Raw genomic sequence first — 21,287 nt, 5'->3', positions numbered from 1 at the left:
ATCCGACGACGGAAGGCCCTTCATGACGCACCCACCACCGGCGACGTGGCCCGATGTACTCATCGTCGGCGCCGGCCCGACCGGGCTGACGGCCGCCCATCTCCTGGGCTCGCGGGGCGTACGGGTGCTGCTGGTGGAACGCAACGCCACCACCAGCGACGACGCCAAGGCGATCAGCCTCGACGACGAGTCGCTGCGCACGCTCCAGTCGGCCGACGGCCTCGACGAAGCGGTCTACCCGATCCTCGTGCCGGGCACCGGGACGAGGTACTTCGGCATCGGCGGTCGGACTCTCCTGCACGCCCGGGGCACCGGCGACCAGCGTTTCGGCCATCCGTTCAAGAACCCGTTCGCCCAGCCCGACCTGGAGCGCGTGCTGCGTGAGCAACTGCGACGCCACCCCAGCGTCGACGTCCGCTTCGACACCCGGCTGACGGCCCTCCTCACCCAGCACCCCGACCGGGTGCGCGCGTCGTTGCGAACAGGCGGCCAGGACGGGCCGGTCGAGGAACTGGACGTCCGGTACGTCCTCGGCTGCGACGGCGGCCGCAGCACCGTACGCGACCTGCTGTCCATCCCCATGCAAGGGCGAAGCTTCCCGGACGTGTGGCTGGTGGTCGACACCCTCCAGGACACACACGACCAGCGCTACGGCATGCACCACGGCGACCCGGAGCGACCCGTCGTCATCGTTGCCGGGCGGGAGGGCCGTTGCCGCTACGAGTTCCGCCTGAAGCCGGGTGAGTGCGAAGCGGGCGCCCCTCCCCCGTTCACACTGGTGCGCCAACTCCTGCGGCCGTACCGGGAGATCACGGCAGCGCAGGTCGAACGCGCGGTCGCCTACAGCTTCCACGCACTGCTGGCCGACCGCCTGCGCGACGGCCGCTGCTTCCTGCTCGGCGACGCCGCGCACATGATGCCGCCGTTCGCCGGCCAGGGCCTCAACTCCGGTGTCCGGGACGCGGCCAACCTGTGCTGGAAGGTCGCCGAGGTCATGGCGGGACGGGCCGGCGACGCGCTGCTCGACACCTACGACACCGAACGGCGCCCCCACGCCCGGGCCGTGATCGACCTCTCCGTACGGCTCGGCCGGATCGTCATGACCACCAGCCGCCCCCGCGCCCTGCTCCGCGATGTGCTGGTGCGCACGGCCATGCGCATCCCGCCGGGACGCCGCTATCTCACCGAGATGCGCTACCGCCCCGACGCCCGGGTACGGGCGGGCGCCGTCGTCCCTTCCGACTGCCGGGGACGTGAGCTCGTCGGCGCGATGCTGCCACAGCCCCGGGTGCTGCACGGACCGCACCACCGTCCCACCCGGCTCGACTCCGTCCTCGGACAGGGCTGGAGCCTCCTCGGGATCGATGTGACCGACGCCGACTGGGCCGCCGCCGCACGGGGCGGCCTCCCGGAGTCCGCCGCGGTGGACGTCTTCCTGGACGACCACGCACCGCGTGACCGTGCCGGCCGGACGGGGATCGCCGACGCCGACGGCCGGCTGGACGCCCTCTTCACCCGACTGACCGGATGCTTCGTGCTCGTGCGTCCCGACCGTCTGGTGGCCGCCGTGTTCACCCCCGACCAGGCCGCATACGTCGGCGGCAAGCTCGGGCACTTCAGCGCCGACAGCCCGACCGTGCCCGGCATGCCGTCCACCCCCGCCCCCGAGCCGGTCCCCGAGATCCAGCACGAATCCCCAGGAGTACCCCGATGAGACTCAGCACCGTCCGTGTCGCCGACCACCGGACCGCCGCCGCCCGGCAGGAAGGCGACGAACTGGTACTGCTGCCCTACTCCGACATCCGCGCCCTGCTCGCCTCCGGCGACGACTGGCAGGAACGGGCCGGCTCAGCGGACGGCGAACGACTGCCCCTGGCCGAGGCGTCCCTCGCCCCGCTCGTCCCCCACCCCAACAAGATCATCTGCCTGGGCCTCAACTACGCCACCCACATCAAGGAGATGGGCCGCCCGACCCCCGCGCATCCGACCCTGTTCGCCAAGTTCGACGGTTCCCTGATCGGCGCACACGACGACATCCACATGCCGCCGATCAGCGACGACCTCGACTGGGAGGCCGAATTGGGGGTCGTCGTCGGACGCCCCGGCCGCAATGTGCCGCGTGAGCGGGCCCTGGATCACGTCGCCGGCTACACCGTCGCCAACGACGTCACCGTACGAGACTGGCAGCACCGCACCCGCGAGTTCCTCTCCGGCAAGACCTTCGAGGCCACCACTCCGGTCGGGCCCGCTCTCGTCACCCCCGACGAACTCCCGCCCGGCGCCTCGGAACTGACCATCTCCTGCAGCGTCGACGGCCACACCATGCAGAAATCCAACACCGCCGACCTGCTCTTCGACGTGGCCCACACCATCGCCTACATCAGCACCATCATCACGCTGCTGCCCGGCGACCTGATCCTCACCGGGACCCCGGGAGGAGTGGGCGCCGGCCGCGACCCGAAGGTGTTCCTGCGGCCGGGGCAGGAACTCGTCACCACGGTCGAGGGCATCGGAGAACTGCGCAACACCGTCGTCAAGGACCGGCTGTAGACAGGCCAAGCGGGCAGCCGGGCGCGGCCTCCCCCGGCCCTGGCCCGCCCGCTGCAGCGTCTCGCATGTCAGGAGATACGTCCTCCAATTACCGGGACCGCAACTCCACGGCCGACCGCGCGCTCGACATCCTGACCATGTTCGACGACATCCAGCTCGTCGTCTCCGGATCCGCTGTCGCCGAGCGCCTCGGCGTGGCACGCTCCACCGCCTACCGTTACCTGCAGAGCCTCGTCGCCGGGCGCTTCCTCGAAGAAGCTCCCGGCGGCGGCTTCCGGCTCGGCCTGCGCGTACTGGAGATCGCCCGGCTGGCCCGCCGCAGCTACGGCCTGTCCGAGGTCGCGCTGCCGTCGATGCAGGCGCTCGCCGAGGACGTGCACGAGACCGTGCTGCTGACCCGGCGCACCGGGAACCTCGTGGTCTGCGTGGACCGCGCGGAGAGCACCCGCGCCGTACGGATCTCCTACGAGCGCGGCAGCGCCCTGCCGATCAACGCCGGCGCCTCCGCCCTCGTTCTGCTCGCCTGGAGCCCGGACGACGAGGCCCGCCGGCTGTTGGAGTCCGCCGAACTGCGCCGCTTCACCCCGGCCACCCTCACCGACGTCGACGCCCTGTTGGAACGCCTGGCCCGGATCCGCCGCCTCGGTTACTCAGTGACCCGCAGCGAACTCGACTCCGACGTGGTGGGCATCTCCGCACCGATCCGGGACGCCGACCAGCAGGTGGTCGCGGCGGTCGGCATCGCCGCCCTCGCCTCCCGGATCCGCCCGGAGGCCGAAACGGAGATCGCCCAGAAGGTACTCGCCACAGCAGGCGAGATCAGCCACCGGATGGCGGTCGTGGCGGGATGACCTCACCGGCGGACAACCTGACCGCGTCGGAGGAATCCCCGCCACGACGTCTCCTGCCCGCGCCAGAGCAGCGCGCGGGACGGCCTCGACGGCGTTCATGGGGAAGGCTCCCACGCCGTTGCGGCAGACAATGAGGGAGCGTGCCTGACGTCGTAGAGCAGACGGGGTGTGCCGCCAGGCCCTGGGAACACGCCCATCAGACGCGGTCCTCAAGCTCGGCGAACCTCGCTTCCAGGTCGGACAGGAAGGTCTCGCCGTCAGGGATCATCCCCGCGATCGCCCGCACAGTCGTGCCGGCCGGAGCACCTGACCCGCTGTCGATGAAGGCGGTGGCCTCCGGGATGTACGCGATCAACAGGTCCTTGAAGACGCGGGCGGCCTCTTCGCGGTCCAGCAGGGCGTCGATGCTCATGTCGACGGACAGCGGGGCCAGTTCGGCATCCGCCGACGCGTACGGAACCGTCCATCTGTACCGGCCCGATCCGACCTCGACGGCGTCGCCGCCGCTGTCCGGCAGGACGACCTCGGCGGTCGTGTTCGGCGGCACGAGCGCGTCGACCGTCAGCTCCGTACCGTCCAAGGTCCAGGACACCTCCGCAAGACCGTACGGCGTGTGCAGTCTCGCCCTCGCGTGGGTGAGGCCGCCGCCCGGTCGCGGCTCCACCCTCAGGCGGCGGTAGCCGGGCTCCGTGGGGGCGAGTCCGGCGACCGTGCCGTGCAGCCAGTAGGCGACGGCGCCGAGGGCGTAGTGGTTGAAGGAGGTCATCCCGCTCGGGTTGACCGTCCCGTCGGGCAGCAGGCTGTCCCAGCGCTCCCAGATGGTGGTCGGGCGGCGTTTTCGGAGGGTCCCAGCAACCCCCGACCGACAGGCCAGGCATCACGACAGGACGTCCACCAAGACCTTGCCGACTGCGCCGTTCTCCACCGCCCGGTGCGCGTCGGCGGTGCGGTCGAGTGGGAAGCGGACCAGCGGCAGGCCGTGCTCCTCGCCGACCGGCAGGGCGCCGTCTTGGACCGCCGCAGCGACGTCCTCGGCGGCTGCGGCGCGCGCCTGCGGTCCGGCCGTGTAGAGCACCAGGAATTGGAAGCGCGTGTTGAGCACCATGTTCTGCAGCACGTTCAACTCGACGGGCTTGCCACCGTCGTTGGCGTAGGTGGCGATCGTGCCGCAGGTCCGCAGCACGGCCAGGTCCAGTGCGAGGTTCGCGCCCAGCGCCACTTCGGCAACGATGTCGACACCGTCCGGGGCGGCCTTGCGGATCTCGGCGGCCGGGTCGCCCTCGCGATAGTTGATCACGTGATGGGCCCCTGCCGCGGTGGCCAGCCGGGCCTTCTCCGGGCCGCTGACCGTGGTGATCACGGTGGCTCCGGCCCATCGGGCGAGCTGGATCACCGCGTGCCCTACCGCCCCGGCTCCACCTGCGGCGAGCACCACCTGGCCGTCGAGAGCCCCGGGCCGCAGACGGCGTGGCCCGTCCTCGGCGACGGTGAGCGCGCGGTGCGCGGTGAGCGCGGGGACGCCGAGTGAGGCACCGATATCGAACCCGATGTCGTCAGGCAGCGGCACGGCCAGGTCGGCGGGCACGACGGTGAACTCGGCGGCGGTACCGGTGGATCGACCCGCGGCGGCCATGAACAGCCAGACCCGCCGGCCGACCCGGCTCTGATCGACCCCTTCTCCGACGGCGTCGATCGTGCCTGCGCCGTCGAGGTGAGGGGTGACCTCGGAGAAGTGCTTGGGGTGGGCGGGGCCTGAACGGGCCTGCCAGTCGGTCGGGTTGACTCCCGACACGGCGACACGCACACGCACCTCGCCGGGGCCGGGCGTGGGGAGGTCACGGTCGACGAGCCGAAGAACGTCGGGGCCGCCGTTGTCGCTGTAGATGATGGCTTTCATGATCCGTCCTTGGAGCCGGTGAGGAAGGGTGTTCCGGCAGGGCCGGGCGTCCGGACAAGGTGTCCGGCATGTGGCCGCGGCCCGGGTCGTGTTGGGTCCTGTTCAGCCGATGGGGACGTCGTTGGAGCGGGACTCGACGGCATCGAGGGTGGCCAGCGACGCGGTGTCCAGGGTGATCTCGCCGACCGCCATGTTGGCCTGGAGGTGGGCGGCGTCGGCGGTGCCGGGGATGAGCAGCACGTTCGGGGCGTGGTGCAGCAGCCAGGCGAGGCCGACCTGGGAGGCCGTGGCCCCCAGGGACTCGGCCACGGCCTGCACCGCCGGCTCGTCGGTCACTTTGGGCAAGCCCGGAAAGGCCCCGCCGAGCGGGAAGAACGGCACCCAGGCGATGCCCTGGGCCGCGCACAGTTCGAGGATGTCCTCGTCGTCGCGCGAGACGAGACTGTAGGCGTTCTGTACGCAGGCGATACCGGCCGGCAGGGCGCGGCGAAGCCCGTCGAGGGTGACGCTGCTCAGGCCGATCGCGCCGATCTTGCCTTCGTCGCGCAGGGCGGTCATCACCGCGAGCTGGTCGTCGAGGCCGACCACTTGGTCGCCTTCCGGACGCAGTCCGGGGCCGGAGTCCAGGCGGCGGAGGTTGACCACCGGCAGCCGGTCGACGCCGAGGCCGCGCAGGTTGTCCTCGACACTCGCGCGCAACTGCTCGGGCCGCTGCGCCAGACGCAACGGCGGATTCCCGCCGGGGTTGGGGTCGGCGCCGACCTTCGTGACCACCAGGACGCCGTCCTCGGGGCGCAGGGCTTCGCGGATCACGTCGTTGGCGAACCCGAAGCCGTAGAACTCGGCGGTGTCGACATGGCCGACGCCCAACTCGACCGCGCGGCGCAGCAGCGCGACGGCCTCGCCGCGGCGGTCGTGAAGGCGCTCGAGCTGCAACGCGCCATAGCCGATCCGGAACACGGTCCGGCCGGCGAACGAAGCGGTCGGAGTGGTCATGACGCTGTCTCCTCGGGCGGTGACTGCAAGGCGGTGTACAGCAGTTGGGCCTGATAGAGCGCCATCACCCGGTGAGCGATCGGGGCGGCGCTCTCCCGGGCCCGGTCCGGTTCGTGGTGTTCGACCTTGACCAGCCATGCCGTGACGCAGTCGTGCAGCATCGCGCGCATCCGGTCGGTCATGTCGACGACGATGCCGCGGATGGCCGGGTTGGTGGTCGCCTCGCCCCAGGTCTGCACGCCGACCCTGGCGGCCACGGGATCGATCGCGGCAGTCAGCCGGCCGAGCAGGTCGTCGGGGTCGGGCGGGGTATCGCTCGCGGCGTACTCGCTGAGGACCTTGGCGCGCTCGGCGAGCACCTCGCGGGCGGAGGACTGCACCAGGTCGGCCTTGTCGCGGTAGTGGGCGTAGATGGAGCCGGCCGAGAGACCGGACTCGGCGGTGATGTCGGCGATCGAGGTCCGCTCCAGACCGTTGCGGCCGAAGCAGCGCAAGGCGGCCTCCGTGATCTGAGCGCGCCTCAGTTCCTTGCGCGCGTCGGTGAGCCGGGGCATGACGAACCTCCCTCAAAAAGAACGGCCATACTGCTTGTCGAACTCTACAAGCAGTATGGCCGTTCTTTTTACGTTGGCGGCCCGTCACGCCGTACGGCGTCCGACCGCGGAGAGAGCCCGTTGTCGTGTCGTCCGCGCGTTCAACTCGCCTTTGCCTGGGGCCCGTTGGGCGCACTCCCCGGTGTCTCCGTGCCCGGCCCGTCGGCGTCGTCCCCTGCGAGTCTCTTCTCGGGAAGTACGACGGCCAGCACGACACCGGCGAGGAACAGCGGGACCAGGTAGGCGAAGACCGGCGTCAGGGCATGCTGGTAGGCCGCAACCACGTCGTCCTGGAGCCGAGTCGGCAGGGCATGGACGAGTGCGGGAGTCAGGGAGTCCGTGTCGCCGACCGTCTTGAGGCCGGCCGTGGACAGCCGGCTGTCGAGCTGGTCGGCCAGCCGGCTGGTGAAGATCGCGCCGACCGCGGCGGTCCCGACCGTCGCGCCGATCTCCCGGAAGAAGTTGTTGGCGGAGGTCGCGGTGCCCACGTCGTCGGCGGGGAACGCGTTCTGGACGGCCAGGACGAGGGTCTGCGACATGAGCCCGATACCCACGCCCATCAGGAAGAGGTATCCGCAGAGCAGGACGAGAGGGGTGTCCACCTCGATGGTGGAGAGCATCAGGGCTGTTACGGCGATGACGATCGAACCGGCGATCGGATAGATCCGGTAGCGGCCGGTCCGGCTCATCCGCAGGCCGACGGGCAGGCTCGCGCCCATCAGGCCGACCACCATCGGCAGCAGCAACCAGCCGGACTGCGCGGCGGTGACGCCGTAGACCATCTGCAAGTAGGTGGGCATGTAGCTGACGACCGCGAACATGCCGACACCGGTCACGATCATGCCGATCAGGGTGGCGATGTCGAAGATGGAGCTGCGGAACAGGCGCAGCGGGATGATCGGTTCGGCCACTCGGCTCTGCGAGTAGAAGAACAGGACCCAGGTTCCCGCGCCCGCCCCGATCAGGCCGAGGACGAGCGGGTCGCTCCAGGCGTAGTCGGTGCCGCCCCAGTCCGCGACCAGCACGGTGCAGGTGACGGCCGCCGTCATGAGGGTGATGCCGATGTAGTCGATCGTGGCCTTGAGCGCCTTGCGCGGCAGGTGGAGCGCGACGGCACACACGGCGAGTGCGAGCAGGCCGACCGGCAGGTTGATCCAGAAGCACCAGCGCCAGCCGATGCTGTCGGTGAACCAACCGCCCAGCAGCGGGCCGACGACCGATGACAGCCCGAAGATGACGCCGATCGGAGCCATGTACTTCGCGCGCTGGCGTGGCGGTACCAGGTCGGCGACGATCGCCTGCGAGGTGATCATCAGTCCGCCGCCGCCCAGGCCCTGGACGGCCCGGCCGATGATCAGCATCGCCATGTCCTGAGCGGACCCGGCGATCGCGGAGCCCGCCAGGAAGAGGATGATTCCGCCGAGGTAGAGCCTCCTGCGGCCGAGCAGATCACCGAGGCGTCCGTACACGGGCATCACCACGGTGGCGGCGAGGATGTAGGCCGTGGTCACCCACGCCATGTGGGTCACACCGTGCAGTTCGCCCACGACGGTGGGCAGTGCGGTGCTGACGATCGTCTGGTCGAGCGAGGCGAGCAGCATCACGGCCATCAGGCCGGCGTATATGAGTCCGAACCGGCTCCGACCGTCGGAGGAGTGCCGCTTTTCCTCCGGCGAGCGCGCCATGGAGAGGAAGTCACTCATCGGTTCTCCGGGGTGAGGGGGAGGCGAACAGGGGCCGGGGGCCTGATGGCTGACAGGGCATCAGGCCGCCAGAGGAGTCCTCACGCCGTCATGCCGGCTCGGCGGTGTTGTCGGGGAACTTCTCGATCGTCCACGGCGCCGGGAACTTGGGCAGTGCCGCCGCCAGGGCGACGGCGACCATCGTCAGGGCGGTGAGCGTGAGGACCGGCACGGTGTAGCTTCCGGTCGCGGTCTGCACCGCGCTGACCAGGAACGGCGAGATGCCGAGTGACAGGGTGGAGATGGCCAGCGTCAGTCCCTGCAGTTGCGCGAACGAGGCGAGGCCGAAGTACCGCGCGATGAGGTAGGGACCGAGCGACGACTCGGCTCCGGTGGCGAAGCCGAGGAGGATCATCGCGATGAACAGCAGGGGCGCCGAACCGTGGTTCACGAGTGCGATCAGAAGGCCGACCGGCACCGCCGCGAGCATCGGGACGACCACTCGGGGCCGGTCGGTCCGGTCCAGGATCATCCCACCGGCGAGAAGGCCGACGACCGACGCGGCGAACAGCGCGGACAGGGACAGCGAGACCGTCGCCTCGCCGAAGCCGCGCTCGCCGAAGAAGTCGACCGCGTTCTGCCGCACGGTCATCGGGCCGGCCGCCGCGAAGGCGAGTGAGACGGTGATGGATATCCAGATCCGTGTCCGGACCGCCTTGCGCAGCGGGATGCCCGGCAGGCGGGGCAGCTCGACTCCAGGTCCCTTCACAGGAGGTCCCACCGGCTCCCGCAGCTCCGTCGGCTCCGTCGGCTCCGAGATGAGGAGGACGGCCGTCGGGATCGCCACGAGGGTGATCACCGCACCCACGATGAGGTAAGTGCCCTTCCACCCGAGACCCGCGCTGCCGCTGATCAGCCACTGGAACACCGGCGAGAGCACGGCGGCGGCCACGCTGGAGGCGATCCCGATGAGAGCGAATCCGACGCCCCTGTGCTGCGGCAGCCAGGTCGAGACGACTTTGAAGACGACGGCCAGGCTCGACATGAAGCCGAACACGGCCGCCAGGATCAGCACGATCGCCAACAGGGGGACGCTGGACCCGCACAGCGGTATGAGAGCGGTCATCGCGGCATAGAGGACGGCGGAGGGAATCGCGACCCTGCGTGCGCCCAGTCGATCCACCCAACGGCCCGCGAACGGCAGGACGATCGGGCCGATGAACAGTGGGAGCGAGACGAACAGAAGAATGCCGGCGGCCTTGGCGGTGCCCGTGTCGTGGGAGAACGACGGCACGATGAACGTGGTCATCGCGGAGAGTCCGGAGGGACTCACCAGAATGAGGAGCAGACAGCCGGCCAGCGCGGCCTTGGCGCCCGGTGGTGCCTTCCAGAGGTCGGCGAGGTAGGACTTCCAGCCTTCGTCGGACGAGGACGGGACGGTGTCGCCCGTCGGCACGGAAGTGGTCATGGGAAAGCCTCCGTTACGGATGCGCCGCGGCCTCATTGGCGCGGCGAGCTATTCAGAGGGCGGCTCAATCGGTCATGGGCTGGTGTGACGCTGTGGAACGCTTCGTTTCCGGCCTGCTGCGGAGCTGTTCCGGTGATGGGTGCCTGCGGCGGTCGGGTTGTTCACCCGCGTGCGGCCGACGTCAACTGCGGCCCCGCGCCGTTGCGTTGGGCCAAGCCGCGCACCGGCACCGGGCCGGCTGGAGCGGTGCCCGGGTCCGCGCCGGTGCACGGCCTCGTCCTGGATCGGGCCGCAGACGGGGAGCCGGGTCGAGGGCTCCCCGAGGCGGTCGGTTCACGCCGGGTGCGGCACCGGGCCCGGGGCGTTGCCGTTGGCCGCGTGCGGGGGCATCTTCCCGGGAGGGGGCGAGCTGAGGGCGGCCATCATCGGGAACGGCTCCATTCCGAAGATGTCCCGCCCGTTGATCTCCGCCATCGGGTCGATCCGGAACGCGCCGTGGGTCGCCAGCACGTGCACGTCCCGCACGAAACGCTGGATCGGGTTGGCCAGGCCGACGGTCGAGGAACCGAGTGCCAGCTGCAGCCCGTCGATCACCTGGAGACACGCGTGGATCTGATGGACGAGGTCCATCGTGATCTCCGGCTCGTCCCACGGGTGGAAGTCCTCGCCCGCCAGCGCACGCCGGTCGACCTCGTCCGCCTGCCGCTCGATCACCGCCGCGGCCGTGTTGATGACGGCCCGCGCCTTACCCGCCACGACCTGCGTCGAGGCCATGTCGGCCATGTTCGGATACGGCAGGTTGAACGGCGGCCGCTTTTTGGCCTGCTCGACGAAGGCGGCGAGCGCGCCCTCGGCCATGCCCAGGGCGAGTGCCGCGAAGGCCGTCGTCGTGGCGACCATGGTTCCGGTCGCGGAGTGCATGAATCCGAGTCCCTGGTACTTGCCGCGCAGGGCGTCCATGCGAGCGGGCATGTCCATGGTGTGGATGACCCGGTACTCGGGGACGAACACCTCCTCGTCGGCCCGCACGCTGTTGCTCGACGTGGCGCTCAGGCCCATGACCTGCCAGTCGTCGACGATCGTGTACTGGTCCTGGGTGAGGAGTCCCATCGCGCGACGCCGTTCTCCGGTGTCGGGGTCGTCGTACTCGAATCCGACCGATCCCCACTTCGCGATCTTGCAGCTGCTGCCGAACGCCCAGCGGCCCTTCACCATCCAGCCGCCCTCGACCTTGCGTCCGTCACCGACCTTCGGTGCGAAGACGGTGGCGCCGAAGATGAGCGGTCCCTGCCAGGTGTCGATGTCGGCGAAGACCTCGTTCTTCACCTGGTCACCGAGGGCGAGCGCGCCTCGGGCGGCGCTGGAGACGATCACCGTCCAGCCGGCCGACGCGTCGACTCGTCCGAGTTCACGCACGACCTCCGCAGTGTCGCGTGCGCCGAGTGCGAACCCGCCGAGTTCTACCGGGACGGTGATACGGAACACCCCTATCTCATGCAGCACCGAGACCGTCTCAGGGGTGAGAGCGCCCAGCAACTCCCCCTCCCGGGCGCGTTCGGCGAGGCCGGGCGCCGCAGCACGCACCGCGTCCCGCATGCGCCGACCCTCCTCACTCAGATAGGACGACTCGGGAAACCTGCTCACTTTGGGCAACGTCATGGTCATCTCGTGCTCTTTCTTCATCCTTGGGGCATCGCGGAGGCGTTCATCACCGCGCACGGGCGGCGGATGGCGATGCGGGGTCGGGAGCGCCTCGGTTCGGCGGAGTCGATCGCCGGTCGGGGGCGGGTCCGAGATCGGCCAGGTCGATCTCGGACCCGCCATGCGTCACCGCGCGGTTGCACCTCCGCCGCGCGGACGGGGCGTGGGCGGCGCGGCGGGAGCGGGTGCCACGGCGACGATCTGTGACGGTGCCGGATTCGCCTCTCAGGTCCCCGGCAGCGGCGCGGCCATCTTGCGGAAGGCGCTCCAGTGCTCGGCGAGCTTGCCGTCACGCACGCGGAACACCGTGACGATGTACCAGTCGTAGGTCTTGCCGGGGCTTTCCGGGTCCGGCGTCGGCTGCTTCATCATCACGCAGGCCAGTTCGCCGTCCAGGACCACGCTCACCACCGGCGGCGGAGTGCCGGCGCCGGTCGGGACGTGGCGGAAGTGCTCGATGATGTTGTCCCGGCCGTTGCCCGGGGCGTTCGGGTCGTGCTGGACGTAGTCCTCGACGATGTACCGCTTCATCACGTCGACGACGTTCTCCTGCACGGTGCCGTCGCGCACCATGCGTCCGAGGTCCGCCTCGAAGTCGACCAGCAGACGCTTGACGGCGGTCCGCTCGGGGGTGTCCGCCTGGGCGACGGCCGCCTTGTAGTCCTCGCGGTCGATCCAGGTCTCGTACAACGCGGGGTCGTTGATGTGCGCGACGCCGTCGATGATGCTGAAGTCGTTCATGCGCGGATGGGCTCCTTGTCTCGGGACGGGTCTGTCGAGGCGCGGCGCTCGGGGACGGCGCCGCCGATCATGGCGAAGGGGGCCAGGCCGAGGAGCCGGCGTCCGTTCTGCTCCGCCAGCGGGTCGATGCGGATCGCGCCGTGCGAGGTGAGCACGCGGGCATCGCGGACGAACCGCTGGATCGGGTTGGACAGGCTCACCGTGGACGAACCGATCGTCTTCTGCAGGAGGTTGATCGCGTCCTCGCACAGGTTCGCCGCGTAGGCGATGGAGAGGCTGATCTCGGACTCCTCCGGCGGGGTGAAGTCGAGTCCTTCGGCGGTCCGCGCGTCGATCTGGTCGGCCGCGCCCTCGATCGTCGCGGCGGCCACGTTGATCATCGCGAGGGCCTTGCCCGCCGCGACCTGGGCGGACGCCATGTCGCCGATCGTGGGGTAGGGCAGGGTGAAGGGCTTGCGCTTGTTCGCCTGCTCGGTGAAGCAGTCGAGCGCGCCCCGGGCCATGCCCAGGGTGATCGCGAGGTTCGCGAGCGTCGCGCAGAGCAGCAGTGCCAGGCCGCGCTGCCCGTAGCCGAAGCCCGTGTAGCGGTCGTGCAACTGCTGCAGCCGTAGCGGGAACTCACCGAGGTCGATGAAGCGGTGCGCCGGGACGAACACCTCGTCCTGCACGCGCAGGCTGTTGCTGGACGATCCCGACAGGCCCATGACGTCCCAGTCGTCGAGGATCTCGTACTGCTCACGGCGGAGCGCGACCATGCCGCGTCCGCTCCCTCCGGCTTCGGCGGGGTCGTACTCGATGCCGACCAGGGCCCAGCTCGCGTGCTTGCAGCAGCTGCCGAACGCCCACTTGCCCTGCACCATCCAGCCGCCGTCGACGGCCCGGGCAGAGCCGACCTTGGTCGCGAAGACGGACGCGCCCACGACGGCCGGCCCGACCCAGTCCGCCGTCTCGGCGCGCACCTCGTCGACCACCTGCGCATCCATCGCAAGCACGTTCTTCACGCCCACGCCGACGAACCCGGCCCACCCGGCGGAGCCGTCGCCCTCGCTCAGCGCGGCGATCACCTCGACCAGGTCCCGTGCGCCGAGCCCGTACCCGCCCCACTCGACGGGCATGGACATCCGAAAGACACCGGCGTCGTTGAGCGCTTCGAGCACCTCGGGGGTGAGTGCCCCGATCTTCTCTCCCTCGCGGGCCTGGGAGCGGATCAGCGGGATGAGCCCGCGCACGCGGTCACGGATCCGGCGGCCCTCATCGGTGATCCACGGGGAGACCACGGGTGAGGCGGGCGGCGGGGGCGGCATCGGCGGCAGTTGGCCGTCAAAGGCGGGCGGTGGGGGGGTTGCAGTCATCGAAACACCATGATTTCTCTTACATGTACTGAACAGTTCAGTGCATTCTGTAGATGTGAACGTGGACAGGACGGGAAGATGGAGCACGAGATCGCCAGGAGGCGTCGGCTCAACCCAGTGGGGAGGGCGGGGTGTCGGCGCCGCGCTGCGGCACCGCGGCGCCGACCATCGGGAACGGCTTGAGTCCGAGGATGCGTCGGCCGTTCTGCTCGGCGAGCGGGTCGACGCGGATCGCTCCGTGCGAGGTGACCACGCGCGCGTCGCGGACGAAGCGCTGGATCGGATTCGACAGCGAGACGGTCGAGGAACCGAGCGTCTTCTGCAGCAGATTGATGGCGTCCTCGCACAGGTTCGCCGCGTACGCGAGCGCGAGGCTGATCTCCGACTCCTCGTCGTCGCCGAATTCGAGGCCCGCGTCGGTACGTGCGTCGACCTGGTCCGCATAACGTTCGATCGTCGAGCCGGCCAGGACGATCATCGCCTGCGCGCGCCCGGCGGCCACCTGCGCGGAAGCCATCTCGGCGACGCTCGGGTAGGGCAGGGTGAACGGCTTGCGCCTGATCGCCTGTTCGGCGAAGCACGACAGCGCGCCACGTGCCATGCCCAGCGTGATCGCGGTACTGCTGAGCGCCACCGTCATCAGGAGCGCCCGGCCGCTCTGCCGGAAGGCGGCGCCGCTGTAATGGTGTCGGATCTGGTCGAGCCTCGGCGGGAACTCGGCGAGGTCGATGAAGCGGTGGTCCGGGACGAAGATGTCCTCGACAACTCGCAGGCTGTTGCTGGACGTTCCGGAGAGCCCCATGACATGCCAGTCGTCGAGGATCTCGAACTGCTCCCGCTCCAGCACCACGACACCGCGACCGGTGCCGCCGGCTTCCGCGGGGTCGAAGGCGACTCCCACCAGCGCCCAGCGGGCGTGCTTGCAACCGCTGCCGAACGCCCAGCGACCGTTGACCATCCAACCGTCGTCGACCTTGCGGGCGTTCCCGACGGTGGTCGCGAACACGGAGGCGCCGACGAGCGCCGGACCCACCCAGCCCTCGACATCCTTGCGGATCTCCTCGACCACCTGCGGTTGCAGGGCGAGGAAGTTGCGCAGCCCGACACCGACGAAGGCACTCCAGGCGGCCGAGCCGTCCGCCTCGCCCAGGGCCGCGACGACCTCGACGAGGTCACGGGCGCCCAACGCGCTGCCGCCCCATTCGACGGGCATCGTCACGCGGTAGACGCCCACCTCGTCCAGCGCCTGGAGCACGTCGGGGGTCAACGCCCCGATCCGTTCCCCTTCACGCGCCTGCGAACGGATGAGAGGGGCAAGGTCCCGGACCCAGTCACGAAGCTCACGTCCGGCGTCGGTCAACCACGGCGACTCGACGGCCCTGACCTCCGGGGCGATGTGCTTGGGCATCGGATCTCCTCATTGAGATTCAGCGACAACGACGAACTCATCAGCAGGGGTGGGTGAGTTGACAGCGGTCTTGCTCCAGCGGGGGCAGCCAGTCGGCTCCGGCGGGGGACAGCCGGCCGGCTCAGGCGGGAACAGCCGACCTGTCGCTGTCCTGGAGCCGCCGGAAGCGGCTTCCGTGGAACACCAGGGGCTCGGCCGACGGCAGCGTCCAGAGTCGATCTATCTCCAGCAGGGCGATGATGTGATCGCCCGCCGGGAGTTCGGCCCGAAGCGTGCAGGTGTACCAGGTGACCGCCCCGGGAAGGACGACCGCTCCTTCTCCGGTCGACTCCCAGTGCACGTCGGCGAACCGGGTCTCCTCCGCACCTGCCAGCGCGCGGCACACCTCACCCTGCTGCTCGCCCAGCACGCTCAGGCCCAGCCACGGCAGCTGCTTGAGTTTGGGCCAGGTGCGCGACGAGGTCTGAAGGCACACCGAGACGAGCGGCGGGGCCAGCGATACGGACGTGAAGGAGCTGACCGCCATTCCGACAGGGCGGTCGTCCACCATTCCGCACACCGCGATCACCCCGCTCGGGAAATGGCCGAACGCTTCCCGCAGGGCCCGCGCGTCCGTGGGTGCCACGGGGGTGGGCCGCGGCTCGAGACCGAAGCCCACCCCCGTGGGCTCATGGGACCGGGGCTCATTGATCGACATGGTCATCAGTTCTTTCTTCCTGTGCGGCGGTCGGCTCAGCCCACTTGGGGCACGCCGCCTGCGAACATGGGAAACGGTTCGAGTCCAAGGAGTTGGCGGCCACTGAGTTCGGCCAACGGGTCGAAGCGGATGGCGCCGTGAGTGGCCAGCACGCGCACGTCACGCGCGAAGCGCTGGATCGGGTTCTTGAGGCTCACCGTGGAGGAACCGATGGCCAGTTGGAGCTTGTCGATGGCGTCCGCGCACAGCCGCACCGCGTAGACCAGGTCCATCGTGATCTCGGACTCCTCGGCGCCCGTGAACTCGATCCCGGCCAGGGCGCGGCGGTCCACCTCGTCGGCGTGGCCGAAGATCGTCGCCTGCGCGGCGTTGACTATCGCTCGGGCCGTGCCGGCTGCCACCTGGGTCGACGGCATGTCCGCCACCGTGGGGTAGGGCAGGTTGAACGGCTTGCGGACCTTCGCCTGCTCGACGAAGCAGTCCAGGGTGCCGCGGGCCATGCCGAGCGCGACGGCCACGTTGCTGAGGCAGGTGGTCAGCATGAGCGCGCGCGTGTCGTTGCGGAACCCGAGGCCGGCGTAGCGCTCCCGCACGCTGTCCATGACCGCGGGGAAGTCGGCCAGGTCGACGAAGCGGTGGTCGGGGACGAACGCCTCCTCCTGGGCGGTGATGCTGTTGCTGGAGGTGGCCTTCAGGCCCATGACCTTCCAGTCGTCCAGGATCGTGTACTGCTCGCGGCTCAGCAGGGCCATCCCCCGGTGCGGGCGGCCTTCCGCGTCCTCGTAGGTGACGCCCACTGCCGCCCATGCCGCGTGCTTGCACCCGCTGCCGAACGCCCACTTGCCGGAGACCAGCCACCCGCCGTCCGTACGCCGTGCCGATCCCACGCTCGTGGAGAACACGGAGGCGCCGACGACCAGGGGGCCTATCCAGGTGTCGATCTCCTTGAAGACCTCGTCGACGGTCTGCTGCGGGAAGCCGAGGACGTTGCGGATGCCGCCGGCCACGAAGACCGTCCACGCGGCGGACCCGTCCCCTTCGCCGAGTGCCGTGATGATCTCCACGGTGTCTCGCGCGCCGAGGGCATAACCACCCAGTTCGCCGGGGAGGGCGATCTTGAAGACACCCGCTTCGTGTATCGCTCTGAGCGTCTCGGGAGGCAGGGCGCCGAGTTGCTCTCCTTCCTGCGCTTCCTCCCGCAGCAGAGCGGTGAGGGCACGCGTCCGGTCCCGGATCTGCCGACCACGGTCACTGAGGCGGGGAGACTGCTCCGCCGACGCGGTGACGTCGGCTCCGGAAACGGCTGGAGAGGGTGGCTTGCTCATGGAGCGCCTTCCTTTCTTACTGAACTGCACCGTTCAGTTCAGTTGGACTGTACGGTAGAGTTCAGCGAAAGGTCAAGCGATGAGACGCGTATCGGCTCCCACAGGGCCGGATTCGGCAAGGAGTGAGATGGCTGAGCGGGACCACCCCCAGCGCGCAGGCTCGAACGGGCGAAGCAAGCGGGCACCCATTCTCGACGCGGCCGTCGGGCTGTTCCTCGAACTCGGTTTCGATCAAACCTCGATGGACGCCGTGGCAGCGAAGGCCGGCGTCTCGAAAACCACCGTCTACGCCCACTTCGGCGACAAACTGGAGCTGTTCCGCGCGGTGATCGCCCGCGGCGGAGCCTCCCTCGACTTCGACCTGAACCAGACGATGCTCGCCTCCGTCGACGATCCGCAGGAGAGGCTGGCACGGATCGTCCTGAAGCTCCTCCAGGCCACGACGACCACCACCTACCTGGCCTTCATCCGCGTCCTGACCGTCGAAGCGGGCCGGCGCACCGAGCTGACCGAGGCGATTCGGTCCCTCGGAGTGCCTCATGTCATCGATCTGGTGGCCGTGGCGCTCCGCGACGACGCACGACAGCGCGGCTACGTCCTTCCCGACCCGGAGGCATACGCGGGACTGTTCGTGCGCATGACCGCGGCCGGACCGCAGATGGACGCGCTGCAGGATCCGGAGGCCGACCGCGACCCGGTCCACTTCGACGCGTACGCCCGATGGGCAACAGCGATCTTCTTGCAGGGCCTGCGTGCCGGCGGCCTTCCGAACGCCCCGGATTCCGCGAAGGGTCAGGTCTTCCCCCGCCTGTCCCGGGCAACCGCCTGACCTATCGCCGTGGCGCGGCGGGCATGACCTTCTGCGCCACGGCGTCCTTGAGCACGCCTGTCGATGACCGCACGGCGGGCCTGTGACGGTCACCGCCCAAGCGATGCCCTACGCGGGTGCCGTGTTGGCCCCTGAGACGACGACGGTGGCCCCGTCCGGGAAGTGTTCGGGGTGAGTGAGCAGCGCCGCGAGGGCGGTGGCTCCGCCGGGTTCGGCGACGATGCGTAGCCGCTGCCAGAGGAGTGTGCGGGCGTCGGCGATGTCATCGTCCTCGACGGTGAGGGTCTTCATGCCGAGCGAGAGGCCGACAGCGGTGGCGATGCGGCCCGCCCGACGAGCACCCAAGCTGTCCACCGCGATACCGCCGACCTCCACGTCCACAGGTCTTCCTGCCTCCAGCGCCGCGGTGAGCGAGGGCGCCGAGGACGGTTCGGCTGCGGTCACGCGGTTGCGTCCGTCCAGCGCCAGGGCGACCCCTGCGTACAGGCCTCCTCCACCGCACCCGACCAGCACGGGCTGTCCCTCCGGTATCTGCTCGGCGAGCTCCAGGCCGAGCGTGCCCTGCCCCGCCACCGTCTGCGGGTCGTCGTAGGCGTCGACGTGGAAGGCGCCCTCGTGCCGGGCATGGTCCTGGCTGGCCGCCAGCGCGTCGGCGTAGAAGCCTTCGACCCGGCGCAGGCGTGCGCCGAAGGACTCGATGACGTCGGTCTTGGCCTTGGGTGAGAAGTCGGGCACGAACACGGTGGCGGGCACGCCCACTGCGCGCGCCGCCCAGGCCACGGCCGCCCCGTGGTTGCCTCCCGACGCGCAGCACACGCCGGCGGTCGGGACGCCGCCTTCCGCGGCGCGCAGGAAAGCGAGGGCGTTGGATGCGCCGCGGACTTTGAAGGAGCCGGTGTGCTGGAGGAACTCCAGCTTCAGAATGACGGGGACGGGTACGCCCAGTTCCCCGGCCGCCACCCGTATCACCGGTGTACGGCGCACCACGTCGCGGATCCGTCCGGCCGCAGACGCGATGTCGTCCAGGGAGGGCATGCCGACGGGCTGTGCGTTCATGGGCGTTGTCCAAGGGAGTCGGGATACCTCTGAGCGAGGAGGGACCTGTCGGGCGCGTCGTCAGGCGTGGCGCGCGGCGAGGTGAAGGGGGCGGGCAGGCCGACCCGGGGGGATTCGCTCGGACTGTCGTCGGTCTGTACGGCGCGGCGGACGGTGGTGTCCACGTGGAGGCGGAAGATGTCGGGCCGCGCGTAGTGGCCGACGGGGTCGAAGTCGTAGCGAGCGCGTGGGATCTGGGCCATGTCGAGGTCCGCGGTCAGCAAGGCCTCTTGATCCAGGACGGGGCCGGCCAGCACCTCGCCCAGCGGGCCGATGATGCTGCTGCCACCCCGGGAGATGAGGTGCTCCGGGTCGTCGCCGTACGGCGTGGGGTGATCGGCCGGGAAGTCCCTCGTGCGCAGGCACTGGTTCGCCGCCAGTACGAAGCATCGGCCTTCCATGGCGATGTGGCGCATGGTCGCGTGGTGGCTTTCCCTGCTGTCCGCCGTCGGCGCACAGTACAGCTCGATGCCTTGCGCGTACATGGCCATCCGCGTCGCGGGCATGAGGTTCTCCCAGCAGATCACGGCTCCGAGCCGGCCGAGCTTCGTGGGGTGCACCTCAAGGGTCGAGCCGTCGCCGAATCCCCAGATCATCCGCTCGGCGCCGGTGGGCATGAGCTTGCGCCGCTTCCCGAGGAAGGCTCCGGTGTCGGAGAAGAACAGGACCGTGCAGTAGAGCGTGCCGTGTTCCCGTTCGACGACGCCGATGACCAGGTGCGCGCGTGCGTCGGCCGCCAGTTCGCCCAGGCGGTCCGTGACGGGTCCCGGCACCTCCACGGCGCCGTTCCAGTACCGGGCGAACTCCTCTCGTCCGGCAGGGGTCCGGTCGCCCACCACTCCCCCGAACGCCGATCCCTTGGGGTACCCGCCGACGAACGCCTCGGGGAACACCACGAGATCCAGGTTCCGCTCGGCCGCCTCAAGCAGCCACCGTTCCACCACACGCAGGGTGGCCACCGGATCGAACGGAACCGGGGCGGCCTGCACTACGCCGGCCCGAACGACTCCCGCCCGGCCGGGACCTGTGTCCGGGCCGCCGCACGTGCTGTTGTCACTGGTCATGCCTCCACGCTGCGCCGCTTTCACCCTGAAGCCAAGGACGAGGTTCTTCAACAATCCTGAAGCATCACTACATTGAGACGATGAACGAACGGCAGTTGCAGATCTTGCGGGAACTCGGCGAACTGGGCAGCGTCACCGCGACCGCCGAGGCGCTGCTGATGACTCCCTCGGCGATCTCCCAACAGCTACGGCTGCTGCAACGCTCGATCCCGGTCCCACTCACCGAGCGTGACGGACGGCGGTTGGTGCTCACCGATGCCGGGCAAGCCCTGGCCAGGGCGGCGATCGAGGTGGAGACGGCACTGGCCAGGGCGCGGCACACCATTGAGGAGTTCGTCGACCGGCCGGACGCGGATGTGTCGGTAGCGGCTTTCCACAGCGCCGCCGCCGCATTCTTCCCACTGCTGCTCGCCCAGGCCGGCCCTGGACGCCCACAGATCTCGCTCGCCGACGAGGACGTCGCGCAAGACCAATTCCCGCGACTGACCCGGGACTACGACCTCGTACTCGCCCACCGTCTCGGCCAAGCGCCGCCGTGGCCGACCACGGTCACCGCCAGCACCCTGCTGCGTGAACCGCTCGACATCGCGCTGCCGGCCGACCACCCCTTGGCCGCCGAGCGACGCCTCACCCCGCAAGACGTCGCGGATCAACCCTGGATCACCGTCGACGACGGCTTCCCGCTGATGGCCACCGTCGACGCCATCGCGACCGCCGCGAACCGGCGGCTCGACATCGTCCATCGCATCAACGACTTCGCGGTGGCCGCCGAGGTCGTGGCCGCCGGAGGCGGCCTCGCCCTGATGCCCCGCTGGACCGCACGCCCGCACCCCGCGGTGATCCTCAGACCGCTCAGTGGCGTGTCCACCCGACGCCATATCGATGTGCTCCACCGCCCCGAACGTGCCGCACGGCGAGCCGTACGGATGGTGCTCACAGAACTGCACCGTGCGGCCGCGACGATCCGGAGCCGAGACGTCGGCGGCCGGACGACTGCACCTGATCACTGACATCGAAGCTGTGGAAGTCGCCGACGCG

19 protein-coding genes are annotated in these 21,287 nt (G+C 69.8%); 5 read left to right on the top strand and 14 right to left on the bottom strand.

Going from position 1 to position 21,287, the window contains the following annotated elements:
- Positions 1 to 22 precede the first annotated feature (22 nt).
- The 3 genes from SSP08S_RS44150 (at position 23) to SSP08S_RS44140 (ending at position 3,401) form a co-directional block, all read left to right on the top strand.
- Positions 23 to 1,714 (top strand): bifunctional 3-(3-hydroxy-phenyl)propionate/3-hydroxycinnamic acid hydroxylase, encoded by a 1,692-nt coding sequence (locus SSP08S_RS44150; protein ID WP_019074061.1) that lies wholly within the window; start codon positions 23 to 25, stop codon positions 1,712 to 1,714.
- On the top strand, positions 1,711 to 2,550 hold the full coding sequence (locus SSP08S_RS44145; protein ID WP_019074060.1) for a fumarylacetoacetate hydrolase family protein: 840 nt from the start codon (positions 1,711 to 1,713) through the stop codon (positions 2,548 to 2,550). The genes SSP08S_RS44150 and SSP08S_RS44145 overlap by 4 nt, the downstream gene beginning before the upstream one ends.
- A gap of 65 nt (positions 2,551 to 2,615) precedes the next feature.
- Complete coding sequence (locus SSP08S_RS44140) at positions 2,616 to 3,401, top strand: IclR family transcriptional regulator (protein WP_019074059.1); 786 nt, start codon at positions 2,616 to 2,618, stop codon at positions 3,399 to 3,401.
- 196 nt (positions 3,402 to 3,597) lie between these two features.
- On the opposite strand, the gene SSP08S_RS44135 is transcribed toward SSP08S_RS44140, so the two are convergent.
- The 12 genes from SSP08S_RS44135 to SSP08S_RS44080 form a co-directional block, all read right to left on the bottom strand.
- On the bottom strand, positions 3,598 to 4,221 hold the full coding sequence (locus tag SSP08S_RS44135) for an alpha-L-rhamnosidase C-terminal domain-containing protein (RefSeq protein ID WP_369407116.1): 624 nt from the start codon (positions 4,219 to 4,221) through the stop codon (positions 3,598 to 3,600).
- Positions 4,222 to 4,278: 57 nt separating this feature from the next.
- Positions 4,279 to 5,298 (bottom strand): NADPH:quinone reductase, encoded by a 1,020-nt coding sequence (locus SSP08S_RS44130; RefSeq protein ID WP_019074057.1) that lies wholly within the window; start codon positions 5,296 to 5,298, stop codon positions 4,279 to 4,281.
- Between the two features lie 102 nt (positions 5,299 to 5,400).
- The gene (locus tag SSP08S_RS44125) at positions 5,401 to 6,294 is read right to left on the bottom strand and encodes an aldo/keto reductase (RefSeq protein ID WP_019074056.1); all 894 of its coding nucleotides are present in this window, start codon (positions 6,292 to 6,294) and stop codon (positions 5,401 to 5,403) included.
- A complete protein-coding gene (locus SSP08S_RS44120; protein ID WP_019074055.1) occupies positions 6,291 to 6,848 on the bottom strand; it encodes a TetR/AcrR family transcriptional regulator in 558 nt (185 codons plus the stop codon). Before SSP08S_RS44120 ends, SSP08S_RS44125 begins: the two co-directional genes overlap by 4 nt.
- 140 nt (positions 6,849 to 6,988) lie before the next feature.
- Positions 6,989 to 8,590, bottom strand: coding sequence for an MDR family MFS transporter (locus SSP08S_RS44115; protein ID WP_019074054.1), 1,602 nt, complete (start codon positions 8,588 to 8,590; stop codon positions 6,989 to 6,991).
- 88 nt (positions 8,591 to 8,678) lie between these two features.
- Complete coding sequence (locus SSP08S_RS44110; protein ID WP_019074053.1) at positions 8,679 to 10,037, bottom strand: MFS transporter; 1,359 nt, start codon at positions 10,035 to 10,037, stop codon at positions 8,679 to 8,681.
- Positions 10,038 to 10,370: 333 nt separating this feature from the next.
- Complete coding sequence (locus SSP08S_RS57160; protein ID WP_086022064.1) at positions 10,371 to 11,696, bottom strand: acyl-CoA dehydrogenase family protein; 1,326 nt, start codon at positions 11,694 to 11,696, stop codon at positions 10,371 to 10,373.
- Positions 11,697 to 11,963: 267 nt separating this feature from the next.
- The gene (locus tag SSP08S_RS44100; protein ID WP_019074051.1) at positions 11,964 to 12,479 is read right to left on the bottom strand and encodes a nuclear transport factor 2 family protein; all 516 of its coding nucleotides are present in this window, start codon (positions 12,477 to 12,479) and stop codon (positions 11,964 to 11,966) included.
- On the bottom strand, positions 12,476 to 13,831 hold the full coding sequence (locus tag SSP08S_RS44095; RefSeq protein ID WP_102133529.1) for an acyl-CoA dehydrogenase family protein: 1,356 nt from the start codon (positions 13,829 to 13,831) through the stop codon (positions 12,476 to 12,478). Before SSP08S_RS44095 ends, SSP08S_RS44100 begins: the two co-directional genes overlap by 4 nt.
- Before the next feature lie 109 nt (positions 13,832 to 13,940).
- Positions 13,941 to 15,239 (bottom strand): acyl-CoA dehydrogenase family protein, encoded by a 1,299-nt coding sequence (locus tag SSP08S_RS57155; RefSeq protein WP_019074049.1) that lies wholly within the window; start codon positions 15,237 to 15,239, stop codon positions 13,941 to 13,943.
- A 121-nt stretch (positions 15,240 to 15,360) separates the two neighbouring features.
- Positions 15,361 to 15,936 carry a flavin reductase family protein gene (locus SSP08S_RS44085; protein ID WP_102133533.1) on the bottom strand — a complete coding sequence of 192 codons (576 nt, stop codon included), beginning with the start codon at positions 15,934 to 15,936 and terminating at the stop codon, positions 15,361 to 15,363.
- 35 nt (positions 15,937 to 15,971) lie between these two features.
- Positions 15,972 to 17,261 (bottom strand): acyl-CoA dehydrogenase family protein, encoded by a 1,290-nt coding sequence (locus SSP08S_RS44080; protein ID WP_019074047.1) that lies wholly within the window; start codon positions 17,259 to 17,261, stop codon positions 15,972 to 15,974.
- Positions 17,262 to 17,388: 127 nt separating this feature from the next.
- Here SSP08S_RS44080 and SSP08S_RS58495 point away from each other — a divergent pair, with 127 nt between their 5' ends.
- Positions 17,389 to 18,090 carry a TetR/AcrR family transcriptional regulator gene (locus tag SSP08S_RS58495; protein ID WP_019074046.1) on the top strand — a complete coding sequence of 234 codons (702 nt, stop codon included), beginning with the start codon at positions 17,389 to 17,391 and terminating at the stop codon, positions 18,088 to 18,090.
- 108 nt (positions 18,091 to 18,198) lie between these two features.
- Here the strand turns inward: SSP08S_RS58495 and SSP08S_RS44070 are convergent, their stop codons facing one another.
- Together SSP08S_RS44070 and SSP08S_RS57145 are read right to left on the bottom strand one after the other, a co-directional pair.
- Positions 18,199 to 19,146, bottom strand: a complete 948-nt coding sequence (locus SSP08S_RS44070; RefSeq protein ID WP_019074045.1) for a serine/threonine dehydratase — start codon at positions 19,144 to 19,146, stop codon at positions 18,199 to 18,201.
- Complete coding sequence (locus tag SSP08S_RS57145) at positions 19,143 to 20,249, bottom strand: carbon-nitrogen hydrolase family protein (RefSeq protein ID WP_051106095.1); 1,107 nt, start codon at positions 20,247 to 20,249, stop codon at positions 19,143 to 19,145. Before SSP08S_RS57145 ends, SSP08S_RS44070 begins: the two co-directional genes overlap by 4 nt.
- 80 nt (positions 20,250 to 20,329) lie before the next feature.
- On the opposite strand from SSP08S_RS57145, the gene SSP08S_RS44060 reads away from it, so the two are divergent.
- Positions 20,330 to 21,259, top strand: a complete 930-nt coding sequence (locus SSP08S_RS44060) for a LysR family transcriptional regulator (protein WP_019074043.1) — start codon at positions 20,330 to 20,332, stop codon at positions 21,257 to 21,259.
- The last annotated feature ends 28 nt before the right edge of the window (positions 21,260 to 21,287 follow it).

Origin of the sequence: Streptomyces hokutonensis, assembly GCF_000376565.1 — a bacterium.
GTDB lineage: Bacteria > Actinomycetota > Actinomycetes > Streptomycetales > Streptomycetaceae > Streptomyces > Streptomyces hokutonensis.
This window is presented reverse-complemented; position numbering and strand designations above follow the sequence as displayed.